Annotated in this window: 24 protein-coding genes and 2 pseudogenes; 19 read left to right on the forward strand and 7 right to left on the reverse strand. The window is 34.0% G+C overall.

Annotated elements, in window-relative coordinates; translation table 11 throughout:
• Positions 1 to 33: 33 nt before the first annotated feature.
• Together EGX95_RS10680 and EGX95_RS10685 are read left to right on the forward strand one after the other, a co-directional pair.
• On the forward strand, positions 34 to 1,344 hold the full coding sequence (locus EGX95_RS10680) for a phytoene desaturase family protein (protein WP_000713003.1): 1,311 nt from the start codon (positions 34 to 36) through the stop codon (positions 1,342 to 1,344).
• Positions 1,322 to 2,191 carry an RNA polymerase sigma-70 factor gene (locus EGX95_RS10685; RefSeq protein WP_000447140.1) on the forward strand — a complete coding sequence of 290 codons (870 nt, stop codon included), beginning with the start codon at positions 1,322 to 1,324 and terminating at the stop codon, positions 2,189 to 2,191. Before EGX95_RS10680 ends, EGX95_RS10685 begins: the two co-directional genes overlap by 23 nt.
• Positions 2,192 to 2,223: 32 nt before the next feature.
• On the opposite strand, the gene EGX95_RS30360 is transcribed toward EGX95_RS10685, so the two are convergent.
• Entirely contained in the window at positions 2,224 to 2,382 is a 159-nt protein-coding gene (locus EGX95_RS30360; RefSeq protein ID WP_001100983.1) for a hypothetical protein, read from the reverse strand.
• Positions 2,383 to 2,684: 302 nt separating this feature from the next.
• On the opposite strand from EGX95_RS30360, the gene EGX95_RS10690 reads away from it, so the two are divergent.
• The 3 genes from EGX95_RS10690 to EGX95_RS10700 all read left to right on the forward strand — a co-directional run bounded on the left by EGX95_RS10690 (position 2,685) and on the right by EGX95_RS10700 (position 5,562).
• On the forward strand, positions 2,685 to 3,278 hold the full coding sequence (locus EGX95_RS10690) for an O-methyltransferase (protein ID WP_002027690.1): 594 nt from the start codon (positions 2,685 to 2,687) through the stop codon (positions 3,276 to 3,278).
• 313 nt (positions 3,279 to 3,591) lie between these two features.
• The gene (locus EGX95_RS10695) at positions 3,592 to 4,704 is read left to right on the forward strand and encodes a toxic anion resistance protein (RefSeq protein ID WP_000137402.1); all 1,113 of its coding nucleotides are present in this window, start codon (positions 3,592 to 3,594) and stop codon (positions 4,702 to 4,704) included.
• Positions 4,705 to 4,728: 24 nt separating this feature from the next.
• Positions 4,729 to 5,562, forward strand: coding sequence for a DUF3974 domain-containing protein (locus EGX95_RS10700; protein WP_000008358.1), 834 nt, complete (start codon positions 4,729 to 4,731; stop codon positions 5,560 to 5,562).
• A gap of 53 nt (positions 5,563 to 5,615) precedes the next feature.
• Here EGX95_RS10700 and EGX95_RS10705 read toward each other — a convergent pair whose 3' ends face one another.
• On the reverse strand, positions 5,616 to 7,175 hold the full coding sequence (locus EGX95_RS10705) for a glycoside hydrolase family 10-like protein (RefSeq protein ID WP_000635972.1): 1,560 nt from the start codon (positions 7,173 to 7,175) through the stop codon (positions 5,616 to 5,618).
• Between the two features lie 227 nt (positions 7,176 to 7,402).
• Here EGX95_RS10705 and EGX95_RS10710 point away from each other — a divergent pair, with 227 nt between their 5' ends.
• The 8 genes from EGX95_RS10710 (at position 7,403) to tdcB (ending at position 14,851) form a co-directional block, all read left to right on the forward strand.
• Positions 7,403 to 7,708 carry a PTS sugar transporter subunit IIB gene (locus tag EGX95_RS10710; protein ID WP_000865891.1) on the forward strand — a complete coding sequence of 102 codons (306 nt, stop codon included), beginning with the start codon at positions 7,403 to 7,405 and terminating at the stop codon, positions 7,706 to 7,708.
• A gap of 11 nt (positions 7,709 to 7,719) precedes the next feature.
• Complete coding sequence (locus EGX95_RS10715) at positions 7,720 to 9,003, forward strand: PTS sugar transporter subunit IIC (RefSeq protein WP_001032281.1); 1,284 nt, start codon at positions 7,720 to 7,722, stop codon at positions 9,001 to 9,003.
• 79 nt (positions 9,004 to 9,082) lie between these two features.
• Positions 9,083 to 9,349 (forward strand): hypothetical protein, encoded by a 267-nt coding sequence (locus EGX95_RS10720; RefSeq protein ID WP_001021968.1) that lies wholly within the window; start codon positions 9,083 to 9,085, stop codon positions 9,347 to 9,349.
• Between the two features lie 22 nt (positions 9,350 to 9,371).
• On the forward strand, positions 9,372 to 10,520 hold the full coding sequence (gene anmK, locus EGX95_RS10725) for an anhydro-N-acetylmuramic acid kinase AnmK (protein ID WP_000274984.1): 1,149 nt from the start codon (positions 9,372 to 9,374) through the stop codon (positions 10,518 to 10,520).
• A 20-nt stretch (positions 10,521 to 10,540) separates the two neighbouring features.
• Positions 10,541 to 11,440 carry a BadF/BadG/BcrA/BcrD ATPase family protein gene (locus EGX95_RS10730; RefSeq protein ID WP_000876573.1) on the forward strand — a complete coding sequence of 300 codons (900 nt, stop codon included), beginning with the start codon at positions 10,541 to 10,543 and terminating at the stop codon, positions 11,438 to 11,440.
• Between the two features lie 132 nt (positions 11,441 to 11,572).
• On the forward strand, positions 11,573 to 12,121 hold the full coding sequence (plsY, locus tag EGX95_RS10735; RefSeq protein WP_000610862.1) for a glycerol-3-phosphate 1-O-acyltransferase PlsY: 549 nt from the start codon (positions 11,573 to 11,575) through the stop codon (positions 12,119 to 12,121).
• Positions 12,122 to 12,191: 70 nt separating this feature from the next.
• Positions 12,192 to 13,775, forward strand: coding sequence for an aminotransferase class V-fold PLP-dependent enzyme (locus EGX95_RS10740; RefSeq protein ID WP_000523075.1), 1,584 nt, complete (start codon positions 12,192 to 12,194; stop codon positions 13,773 to 13,775).
• A gap of 74 nt (positions 13,776 to 13,849) precedes the next feature.
• Entirely contained in the window at positions 13,850 to 14,851 is a 1,002-nt protein-coding gene (gene tdcB, locus EGX95_RS10745; protein WP_000628918.1) for a bifunctional threonine ammonia-lyase/L-serine ammonia-lyase TdcB, read from the forward strand.
• A gap of 46 nt (positions 14,852 to 14,897) precedes the next feature.
• Here tdcB and EGX95_RS10750 read toward each other — a convergent pair whose 3' ends face one another.
• Both EGX95_RS10750 and EGX95_RS31045 read right to left on the reverse strand, forming a co-directional pair.
• Positions 14,898 to 15,227, reverse strand: coding sequence for a YkvA family protein (locus tag EGX95_RS10750; protein WP_000415065.1), 330 nt, complete (start codon positions 15,225 to 15,227; stop codon positions 14,898 to 14,900).
• A gap of 217 nt (positions 15,228 to 15,444) precedes the next feature.
• Positions 15,445 to 15,588: pseudogene (locus EGX95_RS31045) on the reverse strand (SMI1/KNR4 family protein); the annotation flags it as partial.
• A 216-nt stretch (positions 15,589 to 15,804) separates the two neighbouring features.
• Here EGX95_RS31045 and EGX95_RS10760 point away from each other — a divergent pair.
• Both EGX95_RS10760 and EGX95_RS10765 read left to right on the forward strand, forming a co-directional pair.
• Positions 15,805 to 16,065 (forward strand): hypothetical protein, encoded by a 261-nt coding sequence (locus tag EGX95_RS10760; RefSeq protein ID WP_000513513.1) that lies wholly within the window; start codon positions 15,805 to 15,807, stop codon positions 16,063 to 16,065.
• Positions 16,066 to 16,196: 131 nt separating this feature from the next.
• The gene (locus EGX95_RS10765) at positions 16,197 to 16,883 is read left to right on the forward strand and encodes an MBL fold metallo-hydrolase (protein WP_000691136.1); all 687 of its coding nucleotides are present in this window, start codon (positions 16,197 to 16,199) and stop codon (positions 16,881 to 16,883) included.
• A 44-nt stretch (positions 16,884 to 16,927) separates the two neighbouring features.
• On the opposite strand, the pseudogene EGX95_RS30735 reads toward EGX95_RS10765, so the two are convergent.
• Positions 16,928 to 17,128, reverse strand: a pseudogene (locus tag EGX95_RS30735) (hypothetical protein); the annotation flags it as partial.
• 22 nt (positions 17,129 to 17,150) lie between these two features.
• Between EGX95_RS30735 and EGX95_RS10775 the strand changes: the two are divergent.
• From EGX95_RS10775 to EGX95_RS10785, 3 genes are all read left to right on the forward strand, one after another.
• Positions 17,151 to 17,420, forward strand: a complete 270-nt coding sequence (locus EGX95_RS10775; protein WP_000054541.1) for a hypothetical protein — start codon at positions 17,151 to 17,153, stop codon at positions 17,418 to 17,420.
• Between the two features lie 73 nt (positions 17,421 to 17,493).
• Positions 17,494 to 18,858 (forward strand): DEAD/DEAH box helicase, encoded by a 1,365-nt coding sequence (locus tag EGX95_RS10780; RefSeq protein ID WP_001992407.1) that lies wholly within the window; start codon positions 17,494 to 17,496, stop codon positions 18,856 to 18,858.
• Between the two features lie 181 nt (positions 18,859 to 19,039).
• On the forward strand, positions 19,040 to 19,300 hold the full coding sequence (locus EGX95_RS10785; RefSeq protein ID WP_063246703.1) for a hypothetical protein: 261 nt from the start codon (positions 19,040 to 19,042) through the stop codon (positions 19,298 to 19,300).
• A gap of 876 nt (positions 19,301 to 20,176) precedes the next feature.
• On the opposite strand, the gene exsF is transcribed toward EGX95_RS10785, so the two are convergent.
• On the reverse strand, positions 20,177 to 20,680 hold the full coding sequence (exsF, locus tag EGX95_RS10790; RefSeq protein ID WP_001257912.1) for an exosporium protein ExsF: 504 nt from the start codon (positions 20,678 to 20,680) through the stop codon (positions 20,177 to 20,179).
• Positions 20,681 to 21,266: 586 nt separating this feature from the next.
• Positions 21,267 to 21,479 carry a hypothetical protein gene (locus EGX95_RS10795; RefSeq protein WP_000033168.1) on the reverse strand — a complete coding sequence of 71 codons (213 nt, stop codon included), beginning with the start codon at positions 21,477 to 21,479 and terminating at the stop codon, positions 21,267 to 21,269.
• Between the two features lie 485 nt (positions 21,480 to 21,964).
• Between EGX95_RS10795 and EGX95_RS10800 the strand changes: the two genes are divergently transcribed.
• Positions 21,965 to 22,600: a TetR/AcrR family transcriptional regulator gene (locus tag EGX95_RS10800; RefSeq protein WP_001223571.1), complete on the forward strand. Its 636-nt coding sequence runs from the start codon at positions 21,965 to 21,967 to the stop codon at positions 22,598 to 22,600.
• Positions 22,601 to 22,654: the final 54 nt, after the last annotated feature.

Genomic DNA, 22,654 nt, shown 5'->3' on the forward strand with positions numbered 1-22,654 from the left:
CTTGTATGTAGAACGATAAGGAGGGATTTTATTATGAAGAAATTTGATGTAGCAATTGTTGGTGGTGGCCTTGCTGGATTAACAGCGTCTATATATTTAGCGAAAGCCGGAAGAAAAGTGATTGTATTAGAAAAGTCCAGTCGCTTTGGTGGTCGAGGGATGACTATTAATAAAAATGGGATCTGTATGAATCTTGGTGCACACGCCTTATATAGAGGAGGAGCCGCATTTTTAACTTTTAATGAGCTCGGTATGAATCTACCGGGTGGAATTCCATCTACAAAAGCACATGGAATATGGAAAGGGGATATTTTCACTATACCAACAGATTTCCGCTCAATTTTATCAACACCACTACTTTCGTGGTCTGCAAAAGTACAATTCTCACGTCTTATGATTCGTTTAGGGAATTTAGATGTAAGAAAAGTTCAAAAAGTGAGCCTAACTACATGGGCAGAAAATGAAATAAAAGATCCAATGGTTCGCAATATATTTTATGCGCTATGCCGAACAACAACATATACGTTTGCTCCTACAATACAATTAGCATCATCTGTACTAAAGCAAATACAGCTTTCGATAAAAGATGGGGTATTTTATGTAGATGGTGGCTGGGAGACGATAATAACAAAATTAAGAGACATTGCGAATCATGCCGGGGTGCAATTTTTGGATAAAAAGCATGTTTTGGAAATAGAGCATTACGAAGATAAACAAAGAATATATTGTTTTGATGATGAGGTATTTGAAGTAGGTACAGTCATTGTGACGACTCCACCGAAAGAAGCTTGTAACATAATTAAAGGTGTGGAAGGAACAAGTTTGCATAGATGGAGTAAACAATCGGTACCAGTTACTGTTGCTGCATTAGATATTGGTTTGAGACGATTACCTAATCCGACACATCAATTTGCATTAGGGTTAGATCAGCCTATATTTTTCACGAATCAATCAAGAGCAGCTAAATTAAGTGATGATGGATCAATTACAGTGAGTTTAATTAAGTACCATAATCCTGTACTAGAGATGAAACAAACTCATGAAGATAAAGAACAGTTAGAAAGTACAATGGATTTGCTACATCCAAATTGGAAAAGAGAAGCTGTTGCACAGCAATATTTACCGAAAATAACAGTAGTATATGATTTCCCTCATATAAACCGAGTTGAAAAACCAGGTCCTAATATCCCTGAAATGCCAGGTATTTACGTTGCAGGTGATTGGACTGGGCATGATGAAATATTAGCTGATGCTGCAGTAGCAAGTGGAAAACGTGCAGCGTTACACATTTTAAAGCAATTAGAAAGTGAGGGAGTTCATCATGGAAACGGAGCAATTATATGAAGCGTATCAACCATTATTATTTTCGTTAGCATATAGAATCCTTGGGAGTGTTATGGATGCTGAGGATATCGTTCAGGATGTATTTATCTCGTTAAATAATATAGAGGATCTTCAGTCTATAGAAAATATGAAAGCATATTTGTGTAAGGTGGCGACAAATCGTTCAATTGATAAATTACGTTCGGCAGCGCATAAACGTAACGTGTACGTAGGGATGTGGTTACCAGAGCCACTTGTAGAAGAAAGTAATGAGCCATCAGAGTCATTTGTTATGAAAGAATCCCTTTCCACAGCATATTTATTACTTTTACAACAACTGTCTGAGGTAGAAAGGATTGTTTTCATATTAAGAGAGGTTTTCAGTTATGAATACGAAGAAATAGCTTCAATTGTTGATAAGAGTAGTGTGAACTGTAGGAAGATCTTTCAACGCGCACGAAATAGTATATTGGATAAGCCGAAGCAATCAACATTAAGTACGAAGAAAATGGCTGATTATGTTGAAAAGTTTGTATCATCACTACAATGTGGTGATGCGCAAGGTATGTTAGAAGTATTAAAAACAGATGCGATATTGAAAGCAGATGGTGGTGGTAAAGTTACAACTGCGATTCATCCGATTTACTCTGCGGATCGAATTATACGTTTGTTCTTTGGGATTGCACAACGATTGACAGAAGAGTACACTGTTGATTTCAAAATGGTAAATGGTATGCCTGGGGTAATAGTTACAATAAATAATAAAATAACGTATGTTCTTTCGTTTGCATTTGAGGATGAGAAGATTTCAAACATTTATATGATGGTTAATCCTGAAAAACTTATGCATTTAAATGTAAAAATATAAAAAACGCATTTCTTCAGAAATGCGTTTTTTTATTATTTTTCTAACATTTCAAGAGGTACATCTTTTTCACCAGCTACCTCAAATTTAATTTCCCCGTCTTCTTCATAAATACGTGAAATAATCGGTATAGTAATCATTAATTTTTTATGTTGCTTGCGCTTTCGAGCAGCATCTAAGCTAATCACGTTCATTGTAAGCATCCTTTCTTCTAGAAATATATAAACAAAAGAAAATGCGTCCGGAAAGGGCGCTTAATTGAATTTGAAATACCGATTCATTTAAATGAGGTTTATATGATTTAACAACTGCAATTGAATTAAAAATAGTATGAATGGAATAATTGCACGTAGAAATTAACTTTACCAAAAAACGAAACAATATGCTATAAAAAATTATAAATCTTTGTCATATAACGGGAAAAAGGTTTTTGTTTCGCATATAATGAAAGTAGACGAGCAACAAGAGCTTTTTCATCATATTGCTTTAGAAAGGGATGAAAAGAATGGATACATTAGATTCATTATTAATTCAACTTGAACAATATGGAGAAGAGCATGATCGAAATAAAAAAACACGGGAAGAAAAATTACGGAATATTTCTCGTGAGATGGGGCAATTTTTATCAATTTTAGTAAAAGGGTGTAGTGTAAAAAACATTTTAGAAATTGGAACTTCTAATGGTTATTCTACATTGTGGTTAGCTAATGCGGTAGAAGAAACAAATGGAAATGTAACAACTGTAGAGCTTTCTTCAGAACGAGTTGGAGAGGCACTTGCCAATTTTGAAAAGGCAAACCTTTTACAAAGGATTGATGTTCACAATCAAGAAGCAGGGGCATTTTTAGATTCACAACTAGATCATTCATTTGATTTTATTTTCCTAGATTCAGAGCGTACGCAATACATGTGGTGGCTTGAGCATATAAAACGCATTTTACAACCAAAAGGTCTTCTTGTTGTCGATAATGCTACTTCTCATGCGAGTGAATTAGCTGAGTTTATAAAAATGATTGAAGAAGATAAAATGTTTGAAACAGTGTTATTGGCATTTCAAAATGGTGCATTTGTAGCGCGTAAGAAGCAATAGGATTGAACGCAATATAATTATCACATTGAAAAAGGGTGTATGTCAAAAGATTGAGTACAGTAGGATGGGAAGGACGTAATTTATATATGTGACATACGAAGAATCCGCCTTCAGCATGTCGGTCTCTAGGTCTTAAGTCTGAGGAAAATTATGTTGTTTACAGGTATACTTATAGTAAGAAACAGGGAATGAATGCATAAGCAGGTATTTCTTGAAAATTGATTTCATATAGGCTGTTTGCACATGAAATACAATATATTAGATGAAATATAGTGCACATAAATTCGCACATATAAATAAAGGAGCGATTTTGTTGACTGAACTCGAGAAAAAAGAACCCGTATCAATTGTGAAAGATAATAATGTAGAAGTAGTAGTTGATACAGTTATAAAAGATGAAGAACTTGATGAATTAAATAAAGAAGCCGATCTTTATGTACAAAAATTAAATAGCGAGCAAAATACAGATTTATCGAAAGTATTGTCTCAGCTAGGAGATTTAGGGGATAAAGAGCAACAAGCAGCAGGACAAACGTTATCAGCATTAAAACGTCCTGTCACAGCGATGATGAATGGAAAGAACGAAGAAATTCCAAATACATTGTTAGAGTTACGAAAAGTGGTATCAGAGCTTGATCCGAATTCATTAAAAGCAAGTGGTATGAAAAAAATTATGTTTAAAGTATTCAAGAAAAATCCACTTGAAACATACGTGCATAAATATCAATCTATAGATAAGCAAATTGAGGAGATTATAAGATCGCTTCTAATTGGTCGTGATAATTTACAAGAAGATACAGTCGGTCTTGAAATGCTTAAAGAGCAATCACACGATAAAATTCATGCGCTTGATAAGCAAGTATACTTAGGGAAAAAACTTGCTGGCATGCTGGAAGCTGAGAAACAAAATCCAGAACGTCAAAGGGATATTCCATTAATTAATGATGCATTAGAAAAGATTTTAGTGCGTACGCGCAATATGCAGCAAGCGAAAAGTGTGTTATTACAATCTATCGCATCAGTAGACATTATTAAGAAAAATAATGAAAAGTTAACAGAGGCAATTCGTAATGCAATTACGATGACGCAAAACGTTGTAACAGTTTCTGCTGCTATCCAGTTAGCATTAACAAATCAGCGTAAAACAATTGATGCAGTGAATGCAACAAATGAAGCAATTGAGTCTATGGTATTAAGTAATTCTCAGGCATTAAAACAAAATACAGAAGAAACAACGAAATTACTTGAAAATCCTGCAATTAGCATGGATAAATTACGTGAATCATTCCAAAACGTATTTGCTGCAATTGAAGCTTCTGAAAAATCGTCAGAACGTATTATCGAGTCAAGTAAAAAGTTTGTTATTGAACTGGACACATTTAATGATGAAATGAAACAAAAACTCATTCAGCGCCCAAGAAAATAGCAGACTTTTAGAGGAGGTGAAAAAATGAGTTTTATTCAAACTGTATTATTACTACTCGGTACATTGTTTTTAATCGCATTTACTGTCGTTGTTTTAGTTGTATATTTCGGACGTAAACTGTATTTTTCGTGGACGAAGCCATATAAAAGAGCACACGATTCTTTAGATAAGTTATCGAATAAATCATTACCGTTTCTACAAGAATTTACACAACATCCACTCTTTTATCGTTGGATTCGTACGGAAGGAAAAAAAGAACAACATATATTAAATACGCTTTTCTGTGCATCAGGTCAACGTACGAGAGAGCAAGTATTCTCAATGTTACCGAAAGAAAAACAGAAAAAAGTACATGTAATGGCAAAAACGACGAAAAAGCTTACTAATGAAGATATTGATGTAGCAGCGATGAAAGTAAAAGATTTTTTAAGACAAGAAACGCAGCAAACAGTAAAACCGACAGATTTATCGTTTTATAAATTGTATTTTTATGATCGATATCCAGATGCATTAAATACAATTCAAGCGTATAAACGCTCAATAAATCCTTCATTACAAAAAACAGTTGATGATATTACAATTTCAGTATTAAATGCACTGCCATACTATCAAGAGCAACGTATGTTTGAACAACAACATAAACTTGAAACGTTCTTAATGAAAGATTTAATAGCGATGTTATCTTTAGTGGTGCAACTACCACCATCACAACGTCCCGAAAAAGAAGAAGAATTGAAAATCTACTTACAAAATTTCCAAAAAGAAATGGAAGTAGTAGAGCGGGATATTCGTGACTCGATTGATCACGATTTGAATGTGAAGATGAGAGCAGCGACTGAGAAGTTTAAAAATAAATAAAAAGGCGCCTTAAAGCTATAATACTTAGCTTTAAGGCGCCTTTTTATTAGCTATTATTTCGCTTTAACGATAGTAGGACTAGAAGCAACACTTTCATTATGCAATCGATCAACTGCAGTTACTACATACGTATACGTCTCACCAGAAATAACTGCTTTATCTACATAAATTTCTCCAAGTTTTGTTTTTCTTACAGTAGTAAGTAAATTTTTCGGATTTTGTATATCCACTTCATTTTTTCCATTCGCGCGATAAATGGCGTAATAAGCAGAGTCATTCTCTCTATTATCAACGATACCTACAGCAATACCTTCATCTCTTGGAATAGCACCTTTTAAAGTCGGTTGTTTTGGTGGATCATGATCAAGCCAAGGCATAGAGGGGATTAATGCAGGATATTTATATATGTCTTTTGAGAGTCTATCTTTAATTCCTAGTGGATTGTTATTAATATCTTTCAAGCTAAAATGCATACTACCTTTTATTTCAGGATATAACCGATTTAATTCAATTTGTCTTGGGTATTCTTCTGGATCAGACCAAGCTGGGACAGAATTATTATTAATTTTATAGGCCGCCTGACCGATGTATAGGTGGATCGGTTTATTATTTGTTTCTTTTACCCACCAATCTACTAATATGTCATACGCAGCAGGAGTGAAACCTATATTCCAATATATTTGCGGTGTGATGTAGTCAATGTAACCTTTTTGTATCCACTCACGTGTATCAGCATAAAGATCATCAAAGTTTCTTTGGCCGGCAGTTGTGTTTGAGCCAGTCGGATCATCAGCTATATTTCGCCATACGCCAAATGGGCTAATGCCAAACTTTACGTATGATTTTTCTTGTTTGATAGTAGCATTTAAATCTTTTACAAGCTCATTTACGTTGTCACGTCGCCAATCTTCTATATTTGTAAATCTACCGTTATTATATGTTTCATACGTTTTTTGATCGGGGAATTGTTCGCCCGCTACTTTATATGGATAAAAATAATCATCCATATGTAACGCATCAATATCGTAATTTTGTACGATTTCTAAAGCACCTTCAGTTATAAACTTTTTTACTTCTGGAATACCGGGGTTGTAATATAATTTTCCGCCATAAGGTACAACCCAATCCGGGTGCTGTCTTGCAGGGTGATTATTTGATAATCGATTTATATCAGTGTGATTCATCGTTATTCGGTATGGATTAATCCATGCGTGGAATTCTATATTTCTTTTATGTGCTTCTTCAATCATAAATGCTAGTGGGTCGTATCCGGGATCTTTTCCTTGTGTACCGGTAATATATTCAGACCAAGGGCCGTAATTGGAAGGATAAAAGGCATCAGCAGTTGGTTTTATTTGTACAATGACGGCATTCATACCAGTGTTTTTTACATCGTCTAATAATTCAATAAATTCTTGTTTTTGATTTTCAATTGGTAAGCCAGTTTTTGAGGGCCAATCAATATTAAGAACAGATGCAATCCATACAGCACGTAATTCGTGTTTTTTGTACGTAGTAGTTACTTCAGCATAAGTAAAGTGAGGGGAAATGAAAGAGAAAGGGATGAACAAGATGACGATGCAGCATATCATAAACAAACGTTTAACGATCATGTATACGCCTCCCTATCATATGATTATCTAAAATAATATTCGAGGTGAGGTTGGCCTTGCAATAGAGAAAATTGCATATTGAAACATTAATTTAATAGGAAAAATATTTTTGGTGAAATTTACTTTCATTATAACTAAATTCATTTACTACTTCATATGCTTGTTAGTAAAGTGAAACTTCCTTTCATTTGAAGGGTAGTAAATTATAAGTATAGGAGGATTCATAAATGAAGGTTTTGTTCGTTTGTTCTGGAGGAATGTCCAGCGCAATTGTTGTAAACGCTTTAAAAAAGGAGGCGGAGAAAAAGGGTATGAACATGGAAGTGTATGCGATTGGAACAAATGAGGTAGAGGAAGAAGTAAAGAATGGCTGGGACGTTGTAATGGTTGCACCACAAGTTAGACATCGATTTGACTCTGTAAAAAAATTTGCAGAAGAGGAGTCTATTCCGTGTGGTATCATTCCGCCGCAAGCGTATACGCCGCTTGGTGGACCGACTTTATTAAAGACTGTAAATGATTTAATTCGTTAGGGGGAACCGTTATGAATAAGTTTGTCACGTTTCTTGATAAAAACTTATCTGGACCGATGGCAAGACTTTCTGAACAAAGGCATTTACAAGCAATCCGTGATGGAGTGATTTCAGCATTACCATTTATCATCGTAGGAAGTTTCTTTTTAATCGTAGCATTTCCACCATTACCGAAAGATAGTTTCATATCTGTTTGGGCATTAAAAAATCAAACAAGTATATTAATACCATATCGCCTAACGATGTTTATTATGTCTTTATATATAGCATTTGGAATAGGATATAATTTGGCGAAAAGTTATAAACTAGATGCTTTATCAGGAGCACAGCTTGCAGTATGTTCACTGCTATTAACATTAACTCCTGAATTAATTGATAAAAAAGGATTTATGCTTCCGATGACAAATCTTGGAGGTCATGGATTATTCGTGACGATGATTGTTTCTATTTTATCCGTAGAGATTTTAAGGTTTTGTAAGAAGAAAAATGTAATGATTAAAATGCCAGAACAAGTACCGCCATCTGTGTCGCGTTCGTTTGAAGCACTTATACCTGCTGCATTCGTTATTATTATTATGAGTCTAGTAACTGTCGTTTTTAGCATTGATTTACACCATGTTGTTGATAAACTAGCAGCACCATTAGTAAAAGCTGGCGATAGTTACTTCGGTGTAATGATTCCAGTGTTTTTAATTACGTTTTTTTGGTCATTCGGAATCCATGGTGTGTCGGTTGTTGGAACTGTTGCTCGGCCATTATGGGAAGTATATCTAGGGAAAAATGGAGAAGCAGTTGCTAGTGGAGCAGATCAGTTGCCATTTATTTCACCAGAGCCGTTATATCAATGGTTTATATGGATTGGCGGTTCTGGTGCGACATTAGGGCTTGTATTAGCTATGATTGTATTTGGTCGATCAAAATATTCGAAAGCATTATCAAGAACTTGTATTGTTCCGGGTATTTTTAATATAAATGAGCCAGTCATATTCGGCTTGCCGATTGTACTAAATCCAATTTTAATTATCCCATTTATCATTACACCACTTGTAACGGCAACTGTTGCATATTCTGCAACTGCAATGGGATTTGTAACACCAACGCATATTATGCCGCCATGGACATTACCTGCTCCAATTGGTGCTTATTTAGCAACAGGTGGGGATTGGCGTGCGATTGTATTAGTTTTTATAAATATAGCAATATCGTTCCTTATATATTTACCATTCTTTAAAATGTACGACAAAAATATGCTTGAAATTGAGAAGAATGGTGAAGGCGAATCTGTTAATCCATAATCTTTATGCTTTAATTTATGAGTGATAGGTATTTTGCCTATCACTTCTTTCACATGAAGTCCAGAGAGGATGAAATGGAATGAATATAAAATTTAGTTATAAAGGTGTATTTTTATTATTATTTGGAGTGATATGTGCGAATTTACTTTTTGTGCCTTTATTAAGAATGCTACATCTATCACAAATGCATAGTATATGGTTTGTTACAAGCATTGCGGCAAGCATTTTGCTTACAGTAGTTGTTTCTTTCATTGATGGATCGTTTGCATCGAAAGCTCAGTTGTTTTTTAGATTTATATTCTTTTCGATCGGTTGTACGTTTGTAACTTACATGATTGTTTTTTAATAAATAGGAGGTCACGCATGTTATGTATATTGCAGGTGTAATGTCCGGTACGTCATTAGATGGAATAGATGTAGCGCTCGTTCGTATAGAAGGGAGTGGTGTAGATTCTAAGGTTAAACTCATCCATTTTACTACAGTTCCATTTTGTAATGATATAAAAAGTGAAATACAACAAGCATTATCAATAGAAAATTCAAATGTCCAACTCATATGTAGTTTAAATTTTAAGTTAGGTTTATGTTTCGCCAACGCTGTAAAAGAAGTTTGTAAAGAGGCCAATTTTTCTTTGGAACAATTAGATTTGATAGGTTCTCACGGACAAACGATTTACCATCAGCCAAAGCCAGAAGGGAATATGATAGCTTCCACATTGCAAATTGGGGAGCCTGCAGTAATAGCGTATGACACGAACACGACGGTTATCTCAAATTTCCGAACGATGGACATGGCAGCAGGAGGACAAGGTGCACCACTTGTACCATATTCAGAAGTTATTTTGTATCGTGACCCAAGTAAAAATAGACTACTACAAAATATTGGTGGGATTGGTAATGTTACAGTAATACCAAGTCAAAAAAGTGATCAGAACGTTATAGCTTTTGATACTGGTCCGGGTAATATGATAATTGATGAAGTATGTCAAAGGTTATTTCAGTTGCCATATGATCAAAATGGTGAAATTGCAGAACAGGGTGAAGTTGTAGATGAAATTTTGACATATTGTATGAATCATCCATTTTTGAAAATGAATCCACCGAAATCAACTGGTAGAGAACAGTTTGGTGAAGAGTTTGTAAGTCAGTTATTGAAGCGGTATGAAAAGTATAGTAAAGAAAATATATTAACGACTGTCACGATGTTTACAGCAAGTTCAATTGTTTATCATTATAAGGAGTTTATTCTGCCGTATTATGAAATTGCTGAGGTAATTTTAGGCGGTGGCGGCAGTTATAATGACACACTTGTTGAAATGATACGGTATGGATTGAAGGATGAAAAATGTACAATATTCATTCAAGAAGATATAGGCTATTCTTCAGAAGCGAAAGAAGCAATCGCCTTTGCCATTTTAGCAAATGAAACATATCATCGTAATCCGAGTAACGTGCCGAGCGCAACAGGTGCAAAGAAATCTGTAGTTTTAGGGAATGTAACGTACCCTTCAATATGAAGAAAATGAGGAGAACGTATATGAAGTATATGATTGGAATAGATGGCGGGGGAACGAAGACAGAAGCAATTGCATTTGATAAAGACGGAAATGAACTTGTAAGAGCTACTAGTGGATTTGGAAACATATTAATAGATTTTGAAGAAGCTCTTGTGCATATTATGGAAGCGATTGATCATTGCCAGATAAGTGTAGTGAAAGAGCATTGTGTGTGTATTTGTTTAGGATTAGCAGGTATAAGCGGAGCAAATATAAATGAATTAACATTACGTCTAAAACAGAAGTACGGAATACAAATTGAAGTTTTTAATGACGCAATGATAGCACATGCCGCCGCTTTAGAAGGAAAGGATGGAATTTTAACGATTGGTGGCACAGGTGCGATTTGTCTAGGGAGAAAAGGAGAAGTACATGAGTATAGCGGCGGATGGGGACATATTTTAGGAGATGAAGGAAGCGGATATTGGATTGCATTACAAGCTTTAAAGAGAATGGTAAATCAATTGGATCAAGGAGTTAGACTTTGTCCATTAAGCTTAAGGATTCAAGATGAGTTTCAATTATTAACATCGTCTCATATAAAAAGACTAGTTTATAGTTCTTCAAAAGATAAAGTTGCAGCAATCGCACCATTCGTTGTTCGGGAAGCTAGAAATGGGAATGATGCTGCACATGAAATTATGATGCAAGCTGGAAAGGAATTAGCAAGGATTACAATAGATGTTTATAACAAGATGCAATTTGATTTATCAGCTTCCATTGCAGTAAGTGGTAGCATATTGCGTTTCGTTCCTGAAATATATGATGAATTTAAGAAATGCTGTGAGAAAAGCTTAGGAAAAGTTACATTTATATCACAATCACAATCTGCAGTGAAAGGAACATATTATTTAATGAAAAATACATATTTTAAAAAATAGCTGTATGAGAATTTTTGTATGATTTGTAAATATATGATGTTAAAATGTATAAAGGGATGTGGATAGAAACGTACAATATACATAGTTCTTGAATATTGTATAAGTACTCCTACGTAGAAAGTGAATGATTACATGATTAATAGTATGCAATTTTTGTATTTGGTCGCTTCTTATTTATTTGGAAACATATTGACCGCTTATATAGTAACGAAATGGAGACATAACGTTGATATTCGTGATGAAGGAAGTGGTAATCCTGGTGCAAGAAACATGGGCCGTGTGTATGGAAAAGGGTATTTCGTCGCTACATTTTTAGGCGATGCGATCAAAGGGGCAATCGTTGTTTCTATGGCAAAATACCTTTTTGAAGATTCTACATTTGTAATGCTAACATTATTGGCTGTAATAATTGGACATATTTATCCAGTTTTATTTAAAGGTAAGGGCGGTAAAGGTATTTCAACATTTATCGGAGGATTAATCGCATTTAATTATTTAATAGCGCTTACCCTTGTTGCAGTTTTCATTATATTTTATTTAATCTTTAAAGGATTTACGAAGCCAGGACTAATTACAATTGCTTGTTTACCACTTTGCATGATTTTGTATTCTTACTCAATTGTTACGACTATTTTAAGTGCACTCATCATTGTACTTATTTTATATGTAAATCGCGAATGAAATAAACATTTAATAAGTGGGGTTAATCTCCACTTATCATTTTTTATTAAATAGATAAAGGAGATAGGGCATGGGGTTAATTTATAAAGTTGCTGATCAAGTTTGGGAATTTGAAAGTATACATAAATTGAATTATAAAACATTTGTAGAAGAAATTCCGCAACATGAAGAAACGAAAGATCGTGTTCGTATAGATCGTTTTCATGAAGAAAATACATATTTAATTTGTTTAGATGACGATAAGTTAGTAGGTATGGTTGCGTTGCGAGGAAAACGACCATTCTCGTTAGATTATAAAATTTCAAATCTAGATTTTTATTTGCAAGAACATGGAGAAAACGTATATGAAATTCGTTTACTTTCAGTAGAAAGTGAATATCGAAATGGAAGAGCGTTATTAGGTTTAATTCGCTTTTTACATCGTTATTTGCTTCTAAATGGATATGAATTGGCACTCATTTCTGCAACAACACGTGAACTACCTTTATATGAGCAAATGGGATTCAAATCTTTCCATTCGTTAGTTGGTACAGAAGCAGCAGCATTCCAGCCCATGTATGTTACCCCTGCTATGTTTGAAGCGTCGAGTGTTGGGGGAATTATGACGAAAGAGTATACGTTTTTACCCGGCCCAGTAGATATTGAAGAGAATGTTCGAAAGGCATTTTCTACTAAGCCTATTTCACACCGTTCTAAGTCATTTCAAGTGACGATGGATAATGTAAAGAAACGATTACTTCAAATGACAAAAGCAAAACGTGTGCAAATGATGTTAGGAACAGGGACATTAGCGAATGATGCCATTGCTTTACAGTTACGTTCTTTAAAAGGAAAGGGGCTCGTATTAACAAATGGGGAATTTGGTAATAGATTAGTCGGGCATGCAACACGTGCAGAGTTACATTTTGATACGTATAAAAAAGAAATAGGAGAATCGTTTATCTATACAGAATTGGAAAAAATAATGGGAGCTGGACATTATGAATGGCTTTGGTTTGTTCACCATGAAACATCAACTGGAATGTTAAATGATTTAGACGAGCTAAATGTTTTATGTGAAAAGTATAAAGTGAAACTATGTGTAGATTGTATTAGCTCAATTGGAGCGATACCGATAGATTTAAAGGATGTATATTTTGCGAGTGGCGTGAGCGGAAAGGCAATTAAATCGTTTACTGGATTATCTTTCGTTTTTCATAATCATAATGTGAAAGTAAACGAGACATTACCAGCCTATATGGATATTGGTATGTACGAAGAAAATGAAAGTATTCCGTATTCCCATTCATGGAATTTAATTTATGCATTGCAAGAAGCGTTGAAGAGATTTGAAGATGAAAAAGCATTTGTAAAAATTAAAGAGACATATGATTATATGGAAGAAGCTATGACTAGTATAGGCCTAAAACTTGTTTCACCTAAAGAACATGCCGCACCAATTATACTTACGATTCAATTAAATGAAGGTCTTTCTTCTAAAGCGGTCGGTGATGCGTTAGCATTACAAGGATATATTGTCCATTATGAATCAGCGTACTTACAAAAGAATAACTGGATCCAAATCGCATGCCTAAATCATTATAAAGAACGTGATATGAAGAGGATGTTAAATTGTTTGCAGATGTATGTATTACAGAGTGGGGTACATATATAAAGACTTTTTCATTTCGTATAAAGGAGCTGCGACTTACGAAAACTTAGGAATAGAACATTGGAAGAGGTGTTAGTATGATAACTAAAAAACTACCATTGCATATAGACGATATTAAAAAAGCTCAAACTATTTTGGACAGAAATGTTCGTAAAACTCCATTAGTAAAATCATTTTATTTGACTAGTAAAACAGGTGGAGAAATTCACTTGAAATTAGAAAATATGCAATTAACAGGTTCGTTTAAATTCCGTGGTGCGTTTAATAAAATGTCACAGCTGACAGATCAAGAAAAAGAGAGAGGAGTAATTGCTTGTTCTGCTGGTAATCATGCGCAAGGAATTGCTTTATCTGCTCATTTACTCGGTATTAAAAGTAAAATTGTAATGCCGATTTCTGCCCCTCAAGCGAAAGTTGATGCAACGAGAGGATATGGATCTGAAGTGGTTTTACATGGTGAAACCTTTGATGATGCGAAGGCAAAATGTGAGGAGATTATTAGAGAAACAGGTGAAACATACTTACATCCATATGACGATGTAGAAGTAATGGCTGGTCAAGGTACAATAGGATTAGATATTCTTGATGGTATGTGGGATGTTGATACGGTCATTGTACCAATTGGTGGAGGAGGAATTATTTCTGGAATTGCTGTTGCATTAAAATCTTTTAATCCGTCGATTCATATAATTGGTGTCCAAGCAGAAAATGTTCATGGGATGAAGGCATCTTATGACAAAGGTACAATTATAGAACATTATGAGGCACCTACGATAGCAGATGGTTGCGCGGTAAAAGTACCAGGCAATTTAACTTTTGAAGTTGTAAAAGAATTAGTAGATGATATTGTAACAGTATCAGAAAAAGAGCTGGAAGTAGCGATGAAAGACTTATTACAACGCGGGAAAGCTGTTGTAGAAGGTGCAGGCGCATTAGCTACTGCTGCTCTACTTGCAGGGAAAGTGGATACATATATTAAAGAAAAAAAAGTAGTAGCAGTTATATCTGGTGGGAACGTAGACTTACAGCGTATATCGAGTGTTTGTGAACAATTTTTTGTGGCGAATGAAGTGAAATAGTTTCATGAAAAAGGAGCTAAGTAATATTATATTAGCTCCTTTTTCATTATGTTTGTGCGGGAGTAAATAATGACTCCATTTTTACTTTGCTCTTTTCTCGAATTTCAGCGTCTGCATGGCGCATCACGTATTTATGAGCTACAGCGATCGCCAAAACATCATCTAATAAGCCAATCCCAATAATAGCAGCTATATCTGGAATAAAGTCGATTGTTAATACGTAATAGGATAGAGCGGCTAATATGATGAATTTCGCTTTAGTAGGTAACCCTTTTTTTCTCATTGTGTAATATAAAATAATACTTTCATATACGCTAGATTTACCGAGATCTGCTGAGCTTTTCTTGAATTTTTTCCAAAGTGTCTGTTTCTCCATATAAACACTCCTTTTACAAAAAATAGATTTTTTAAAAGGATAGACAAAGAAGTGAGAGACTAATCAATTTCATAGTTTTTCTTAATGTATATTTCAATAAAAATAGGGAATTACCTGTTCAAAATAATAGAATGTTGGTTATGTAACAACATACAGTGTATGTGTTCGTTCCAAGTAAAGGTACTACGTAGATAATGTTTGGTGGTAATACGTATTAAAGTTCATTTTTTACATTAATCTCTGCATTCGTACAATGTTGAATTACTTCTAAATAATCTATTGGTGAGAAATTTAGTAATTCTTGAATAGCCCCTTTACTCGCTGGTGATTCATAAGCTTCTAATGTGATTCTGTTATTAATCGATTAGCTGCTTCATCTAGCATTTCAGGTGTTACTTTGTTTTGAATTATTTTTCCTCTCTTTTCTCTCATCTTCTTAAAAGTTGTCACTTCGGTGATGTTTTTTTTATTTTTCAGATGAAGCCGATGAGTTTGAGTTTTAGAATTTTATCGTGGTATTATTTATGTAACAAGGGGATATTGTAAGAAAAAAATACAATTTGAGGGGAAGATGGGAATGGGAATTTATAACTATGAAGCGAAAGAGGATTTGCAAGTAGGGGAAGTTTGTTTAGAACGAGATATTTATGAAATTATTAATTTTTACAAGAAAGGTTCAATAGTTTTATGTGATTCAGTATCTCGTTTCAGTGCGAATTCAGACAGAATGTTTGAAGTGATAAATAGGATAGAAACATATATGCATAAAAATGAAGACTATACATATCAGGTTTCGGATAGACCTAAGTTGATTTATGTAGTTGAACAGGTAAGATAAGGAAAGCATTCATAACGGATGCTTTTTTCTTTGCTATATAGAAAGTACACATTAAACGTAAATTTGAACGAAATGTATGTAAATGATTTAGTTTTTATTAAACATTTATTAAGTGGTATGGGGGAAGAAAAATGAAGATAATAGAACTACCAATTGAATTCGAATTTAACGAGCAAAAACAATGTATTTATCCAAGTTTAATAATAGTAAACGATGAATTAACTTTAGTAGATACAGGGTATATGAATTTTTTACCTTTAATTGAAGAGGCAATTTTAAAACATGGATACAAGATGAAAAACTTAAAAAATATAATTATTACTCATTATGATGACGATCATATAGGATCTTTATATGATTTTAAAGTGAAATATCCTCAAGTTAATATTATTGCTAGTGAAATTGAATCTAACTACATTAATGGTGATATAAAATCAGAGAGATTAGTTCAAGCAGAAGAAATGTTAGAACGTATGCCAAATGAAGAAAAAGAATTTGGTAAATGGTTTATACAACAGTTAAAAAATATAAGACATATTTTCGTCGATGAAAAAGTACATGATGGACAAATGATTTTGAATGGTGAATGTCAAATAGTAGCGACCCCAGGACATACTTCGGGACATATTTCATTATATTTTCCGGACTTACACAGTGTAATTACAGGAGATGCAGCCGTTCAAGATAATGGTGAATTAGTAATAGCTAATCCGAATTTTTGTTTAGATATAGAAAAAGCGGAAGAGTCTTTAAAGAGGATTAAAGACCTTAAAGCTGTAAAGTATTATTGCTATCATGGAGGGAAAGTCAATATATAAAATAATAAAAAATCGATCTTTCTTATATAGAAAAGATCGGTTTTTTAATTCATAGATTCTGCAATTTGAATTAAAGCCTTTACGTTATATTTTCCTTGTATATAGCGTTTGTTACCAACTGCAAGTATATATTGAAAACCATTCTTCTGAAAGATAAGTTCATATGCTGAATCAAAATGAGGATTATATAATGCTTTTATATTATTTTTTAAGCTGTAGAGCTTAGCTCCCCTATAACATTGAAATATATGTATTGGAGGGGAGAAGATGAGTTTATTGTTTGATGTAATAATGGATATAATTACATTTTATCCTCGAAATGACATGAAATTAAAACATCATATTGCCAAATTAAGCGAATTTGAGTGGTTTCGAAAGTTACACGAAGATACAAAGTATACAAGATTAATTTGGAGTAATAGAAAAGTTAAGAAGTTCATTTTGTCTTCTGCTAACATGGAAGCATTAATAAATTCTGAGAAAAAACAAAAAGAACTTGTCCAACTAGTACATGATGAATATAAAAAAAGAAGATAAGAATTTTTTTATTTTTCATATTTGGGGAAACAAATGGTACAATGAAAGCTAATGTGAAAAATAAGGAAAAGAAGTGGTCAATGTGAAAAACTTTTTAGAATTAGGAATTAGTGAAACGTTTAATCATACATTACGTGAAAATGGAATTACAGAAGCAACCCCAATTCAAGAGCAGGCAATTCCTGTTATACTGTCAGGTAAAGATATTATTGGGCAGGCGAAAACAGGAACGGGTAAAACGTTAGCATTTGTGTTACCAATTTTAGAAAAAATCGATCCAGAATGTAGCGATGTTCAGGCTTTAATTGTTGCACCAACAAGGGAACTAGCACTGCAAATTACAACTGAAATTAAAAAAATGCTTGTGCAAAGAGAAGATATTAATGTATTAGCGATTTATGGCGGTCAAGATGTAGCACAACAATTGAGAAAGTTAAAAGGTAATACACATATTGTTGTTGCGACACCAGGACGATTATTAGATCATATACGACGTGAAACAATTGATTTGAGTAATCTTACAACCATTGTACTAGATGAAGCGGATCAAATGCTTTATTTCGGTTTCTTATATGATATTGAAGATATTTTAGATGAGACACCTGGTAGTAAACAAACGATGTTATTCTCAGCAACGATGCCAAAAGATATTAAAAAATTGGCAAAGCGTTATATGGATGAACCGCAAATGGTTCAAGTACAAAGTGAAGAAGTAACGGTAAATACAATAGAGCAACGTGTCATTGAGACGACAGATCGTGCAAAGCCAGATGCACTTCGTTTTGTTATGGACCGTGATCAGCCATTTTTAGCAGTTATTTTCTGTCGTACAAAGGTTAGAGCGAGTAAGCTTTATGATAATTTAAAAGGACTAGGTTATAATTGTGCTGAACTTCATGGTGATATACCTCAAGCGAAACGTGAAAGAGTTATGAAGAGTTTCCGCGAAGCAAAAATTCAGTACTTAATTGCAACGGATGTAGCAGCTCGTGGACTTGATGTAGATGGTGTAACGCACGTATTTAACTATGATATCCCTGAAGATGTAGAAAGCTATATTCACCGCATTGGCCGGACAGGACGTGCAGGTGGATCAGGTCTTGCAATTACGTTCGTTGCAGCGAAAGATGAAAAACATTTAGAAGAAATTGAAAAAACGCTTGGTGCACCAATACAAAGAGAAATAATCGAACAACCGAAGATAAAACGTGTAGATGAAAATGGAAAACCGGTACCAAGGCCGGCTCCGAAGAAATCAGGCGAGTATCGTCAAAGAGATAGCCGTGAAGGTTCAAGAAGTGATTCAAGACGTGGTTCGAGAAATGGCTCAAGAAGTGATGCAAGAAATAGTTCAAGAAATGAAAACAACCGATCATTTAATAAGCCAAGTAATAAAAAAGGTAGTACAAAGCAAGGTCAGCAAAGACGTGGCCGTTAAATAGTTATAATTGTAAAGAGTCGCAAAATGTTGTGGCTCTTTTTTTGTTTGTATAGAACAAGGATGATAGCAAGAAAAAAACGGAAATTTCATTCACCGTATTTAAAACTTACAAAGGAAAGTTTATAGTCCAAAACCAGTAGAACAAGGGTATTACAACCATGTCGTAATTCAAGAACAAGTGCAACTTACGTATGGACAATATTTAATCGAAAAAAATCGAGAGAAAGCAATTCGTACTAGCTCCTCTGATGATGATACGAATTATGAAAAAATCAATTGGTATAACGATATAAAAACATCTTTTGCAAACAAAGAATTGGCCGATTTGGTGAAAGAAATTTGTAACTTTGTTAGTTTTGTTCGATGGGAACTCGAGATGCACAACTGCCATCCTTATTGGGAAGTTACTTACTACGGCGATGAAGATAATGTAGTGTGAAGTTAACAGAAGGGATAGTATGCGAAATAAGAAAAAGGACTAGCAGTCGTACCTGCTGTCCTTTAATAGGAGAAAAAGTAATCTTGTTGAGAACTACGCATAAACAGAAAATCTGCTTGTGATTAGTTTTACCCTAAATATAAGTGTCTATACAAAAAAGGGATAAGTAAAAAATACTTATCCCCGGAAGGGAAATCCCAAGCACCAAAATGGCTCGTATTGGTCTGCAGGTTCAAAAGTAGTATATGTAAAACAAAAAATCTCATACAAAAAGCAGACAACGATTTTGGTTGTCTGCCAGTGAGCTCAATGAGTTAGCTAATTGTGATAATTTGCATCCCCATTGCGAGAAGAGTGAAGCTGCTAGTTCAAACAGCTTGTTCGTATTATTTTCGATTCCCTAAAAAATATACAGAGAAAGCAGATAAGTGAAAAATCTATCTGCTTCTGCTGTAACAAAAGAAAGAAGTATTAGCCGTGGACACGGCGGCTTGAAAATAGTATGTATTTTTATTTGGAAAATATTCAGGGGGTGAAGAAACATGGAATGTTTAATAAATGGTGTTTGCGAAATTAATCAACTAATTAGTAAAACAAAGTAGAAAAAGAATGAGCAAATATAACAATAAAAAGGTAAATGTTCAAAAGAGTGATGAGTATAAAGTAAAACAGAATAGCTATATTAAAGCTTGATTTTCATAAAAAATAAAGCACACATATAAGTGTGCTCTTATGAACGCTTTAGATTTGTGTGACTACATAGTCACCATACAATAAAATATGCTTGTTTGATATAAATGTGTGTCAAATCTATAACATATATTTTGGGGTGTATAAGGAATATTAAATGTTAATTAGCCAAGCATATTGTTTTTATTAACGAATTTGTGCAACTGTTAAAGCGGCAGAACGAATATCTACTGTACCAATTACTTCAACGGGTACAATTTGAATTAAATCACCAGGGTTTAAGTTTATTAGAATGACACCGCTGGATACATCTACTTCACCAGTGCCAATGATATTAGAACGGACTGCGGTTCCTGATCCTGCAATAATATTAGTTGATGAGTTTAGTGTTAAGAAAAAGCGCGCTGCTTCCGGGGCTACTGGAACATTATCGAGGCTGATTGTTAATGTATAACTGATTTGATAAATACCAGCTACTTGAATTCTAATACCAGTTCCTGTACTAATTGTATCATTGATTACAGGGACAGTAATGTTTGGATTTGGGCCCGTACTAGGTAGTAGTAGTGGCGTGAATAGTGTAGCAAATTGAGGTGAAGTAGCATTAAAAGCAAAACCGAGAGCTGGTAGTGTACTGGGGGCTTGTGCTCTACAATTAAAGTTCGTGAGCTTACGACTAGATGATCGCATATTTTCACTCCTTTCTTTCATTTAGATTGCGTGAGTAACAACCTCACGTTTTGGACAAGCACAATACAATATATGAAAATTTATAGTGAATAGTGCAGAAGTGTACTGTTATGGGTAATACTAATTGCCTATTGTACAAAGGAGATACTACGCTTACAGAAATAGTTTGTAACCTAAAGTTGAAAAAATAGTATGAATAGAGTTAAAAATGCTATTTAGAAATGAAAGGAAACATAATAAAAAGGAACATACATATAAGCATGCTCTTTGACAAGAAAGGTAGATTTTTATGAGTGGATTCCTCCATACAATAATATATGCTTGTCCGGTTAATAGTTGAGAAAGGGAGAATGCATATGGAACGAATGGAAGCGTATAACAAAATAAAGATTTCATTTTATAGTAAAGGGGAATAAATATGTGTATTTATTGGGAAAGCGTAGTTAAAGACTTCTTTAAGAGGTAAGGACTGGATCAAAATAAAAGAGCAGCTAGCAAAAGCTAACTGCTCAATACAAGGAGATACAGAGAAGAATACTTTACATGAATGTTGGCATACAGCCTACATTCAGTATTGACCGAATATTTATTTTAAATCCAATTTATTTAAAGTAAACATCCCAACAGATAAAATAGCTGCGCTTGCTACAGAACCTAGCCAGTCTCTCCAGCTTAATGTATTTAAAGATGCATCTGTTAAATCCATAATTAAGAAGATAGCAAACATTAATACACCAAATGCTAAGCATCCCCAAAATGTTTGCAAATATTTAATCATCTTATTTCGGAACTTGCTCATATAAATCACCCTTATTAATAATTTATATTTTTATAAATAAATTATCGCATGTGCAAAAATTAAAAGTATGAAATATGCAAAATTACATATTGGAACTTAACAAAATAATCCATTCATAAGTAAATAGATCGAACAGAGGGAAACCGTTTCGTATGAATCAATTTTCATTTTTTGAAGTCATCGATGAAAAGGAGATGCGTAGATTTGTGGTAAAGGTGCTGAAAAACTACAAAGTATTGTGCGTTTGAATGAAGAATCAAGAAAAATAGGATCAAGCGGGGGCATCGTTCTTTTCCTCAAATGAAAGGTGACGGTAAGAAACATGAGATACATTTTAAACAAATTAAACGGACGTTGAAAAATAAAAATTTATAAAGGAAATAGAAAGTAGGGAGTTGTATATATACGATAATAGGAAACTTTTTACTAACTAAGCATATAATTTAAATAGACCGACAGTCGGTCTGATGGGAAGGGGAACTTGAATGCGAATAGTAAAGGAATATGAGGAGCGTAGAAAAGAAATTTTAGAAACGGCTGAACGTTTATTTATTACGAAAGGTTATACGAAAACAACAGTAAATGACATTTTAAAAGAGATAGGGATAGCAAAGGGGACTTTTTATCACTATTTTAAGTCAAAAGAGGAAGTAATGGATGAGATTATTATGAGGATTATTAAAGAAGATGTTGCTAAAGCGAAAGTAATCGTCTCTAATCCAAATATACCAGTATTAGAAAAGTTATTTCGAGTGTTAATAGAGCAATCGCCAAAATCAGGGGATGTAAAAGATAAAATGATTGAGCAATTTCATCAACCAAATAATGCAGAAATGCATCAAAAAAGTTTAGTACAATCTATTATTCATTTATCTCCTGTATTAACGGAAGTTTTAGAGCAAGGAATTGAGGAGGGGATATTTTCAACTTCATACCCACAAGAAACGATTGAACTATTACTATCCTCAGCGCAAGTCATATTTGATGATGGGTTATTCCAATGGAAACCGGAAGAAATGATGAGGAGAGCTAAAGCTTATATTAAAATGATGGAAGTATCTGTTGGAGCGAAAGAAGGATCCTTTGATTATATGATGGAGGTTTTAATGAAACAGAAATAATGTTTTTCTGTTTGTTTATTATAGACCGACAGTCGGTCTAGGTTAAATGAAGGG

This window comes from Bacillus sp. FDAARGOS_527 (assembly GCF_003812125.1).
GTDB classification, from domain to species: Bacteria; Bacillota; Bacilli; order Bacillales; family Bacillaceae_G; genus Bacillus_A; species Bacillus_A paranthracis.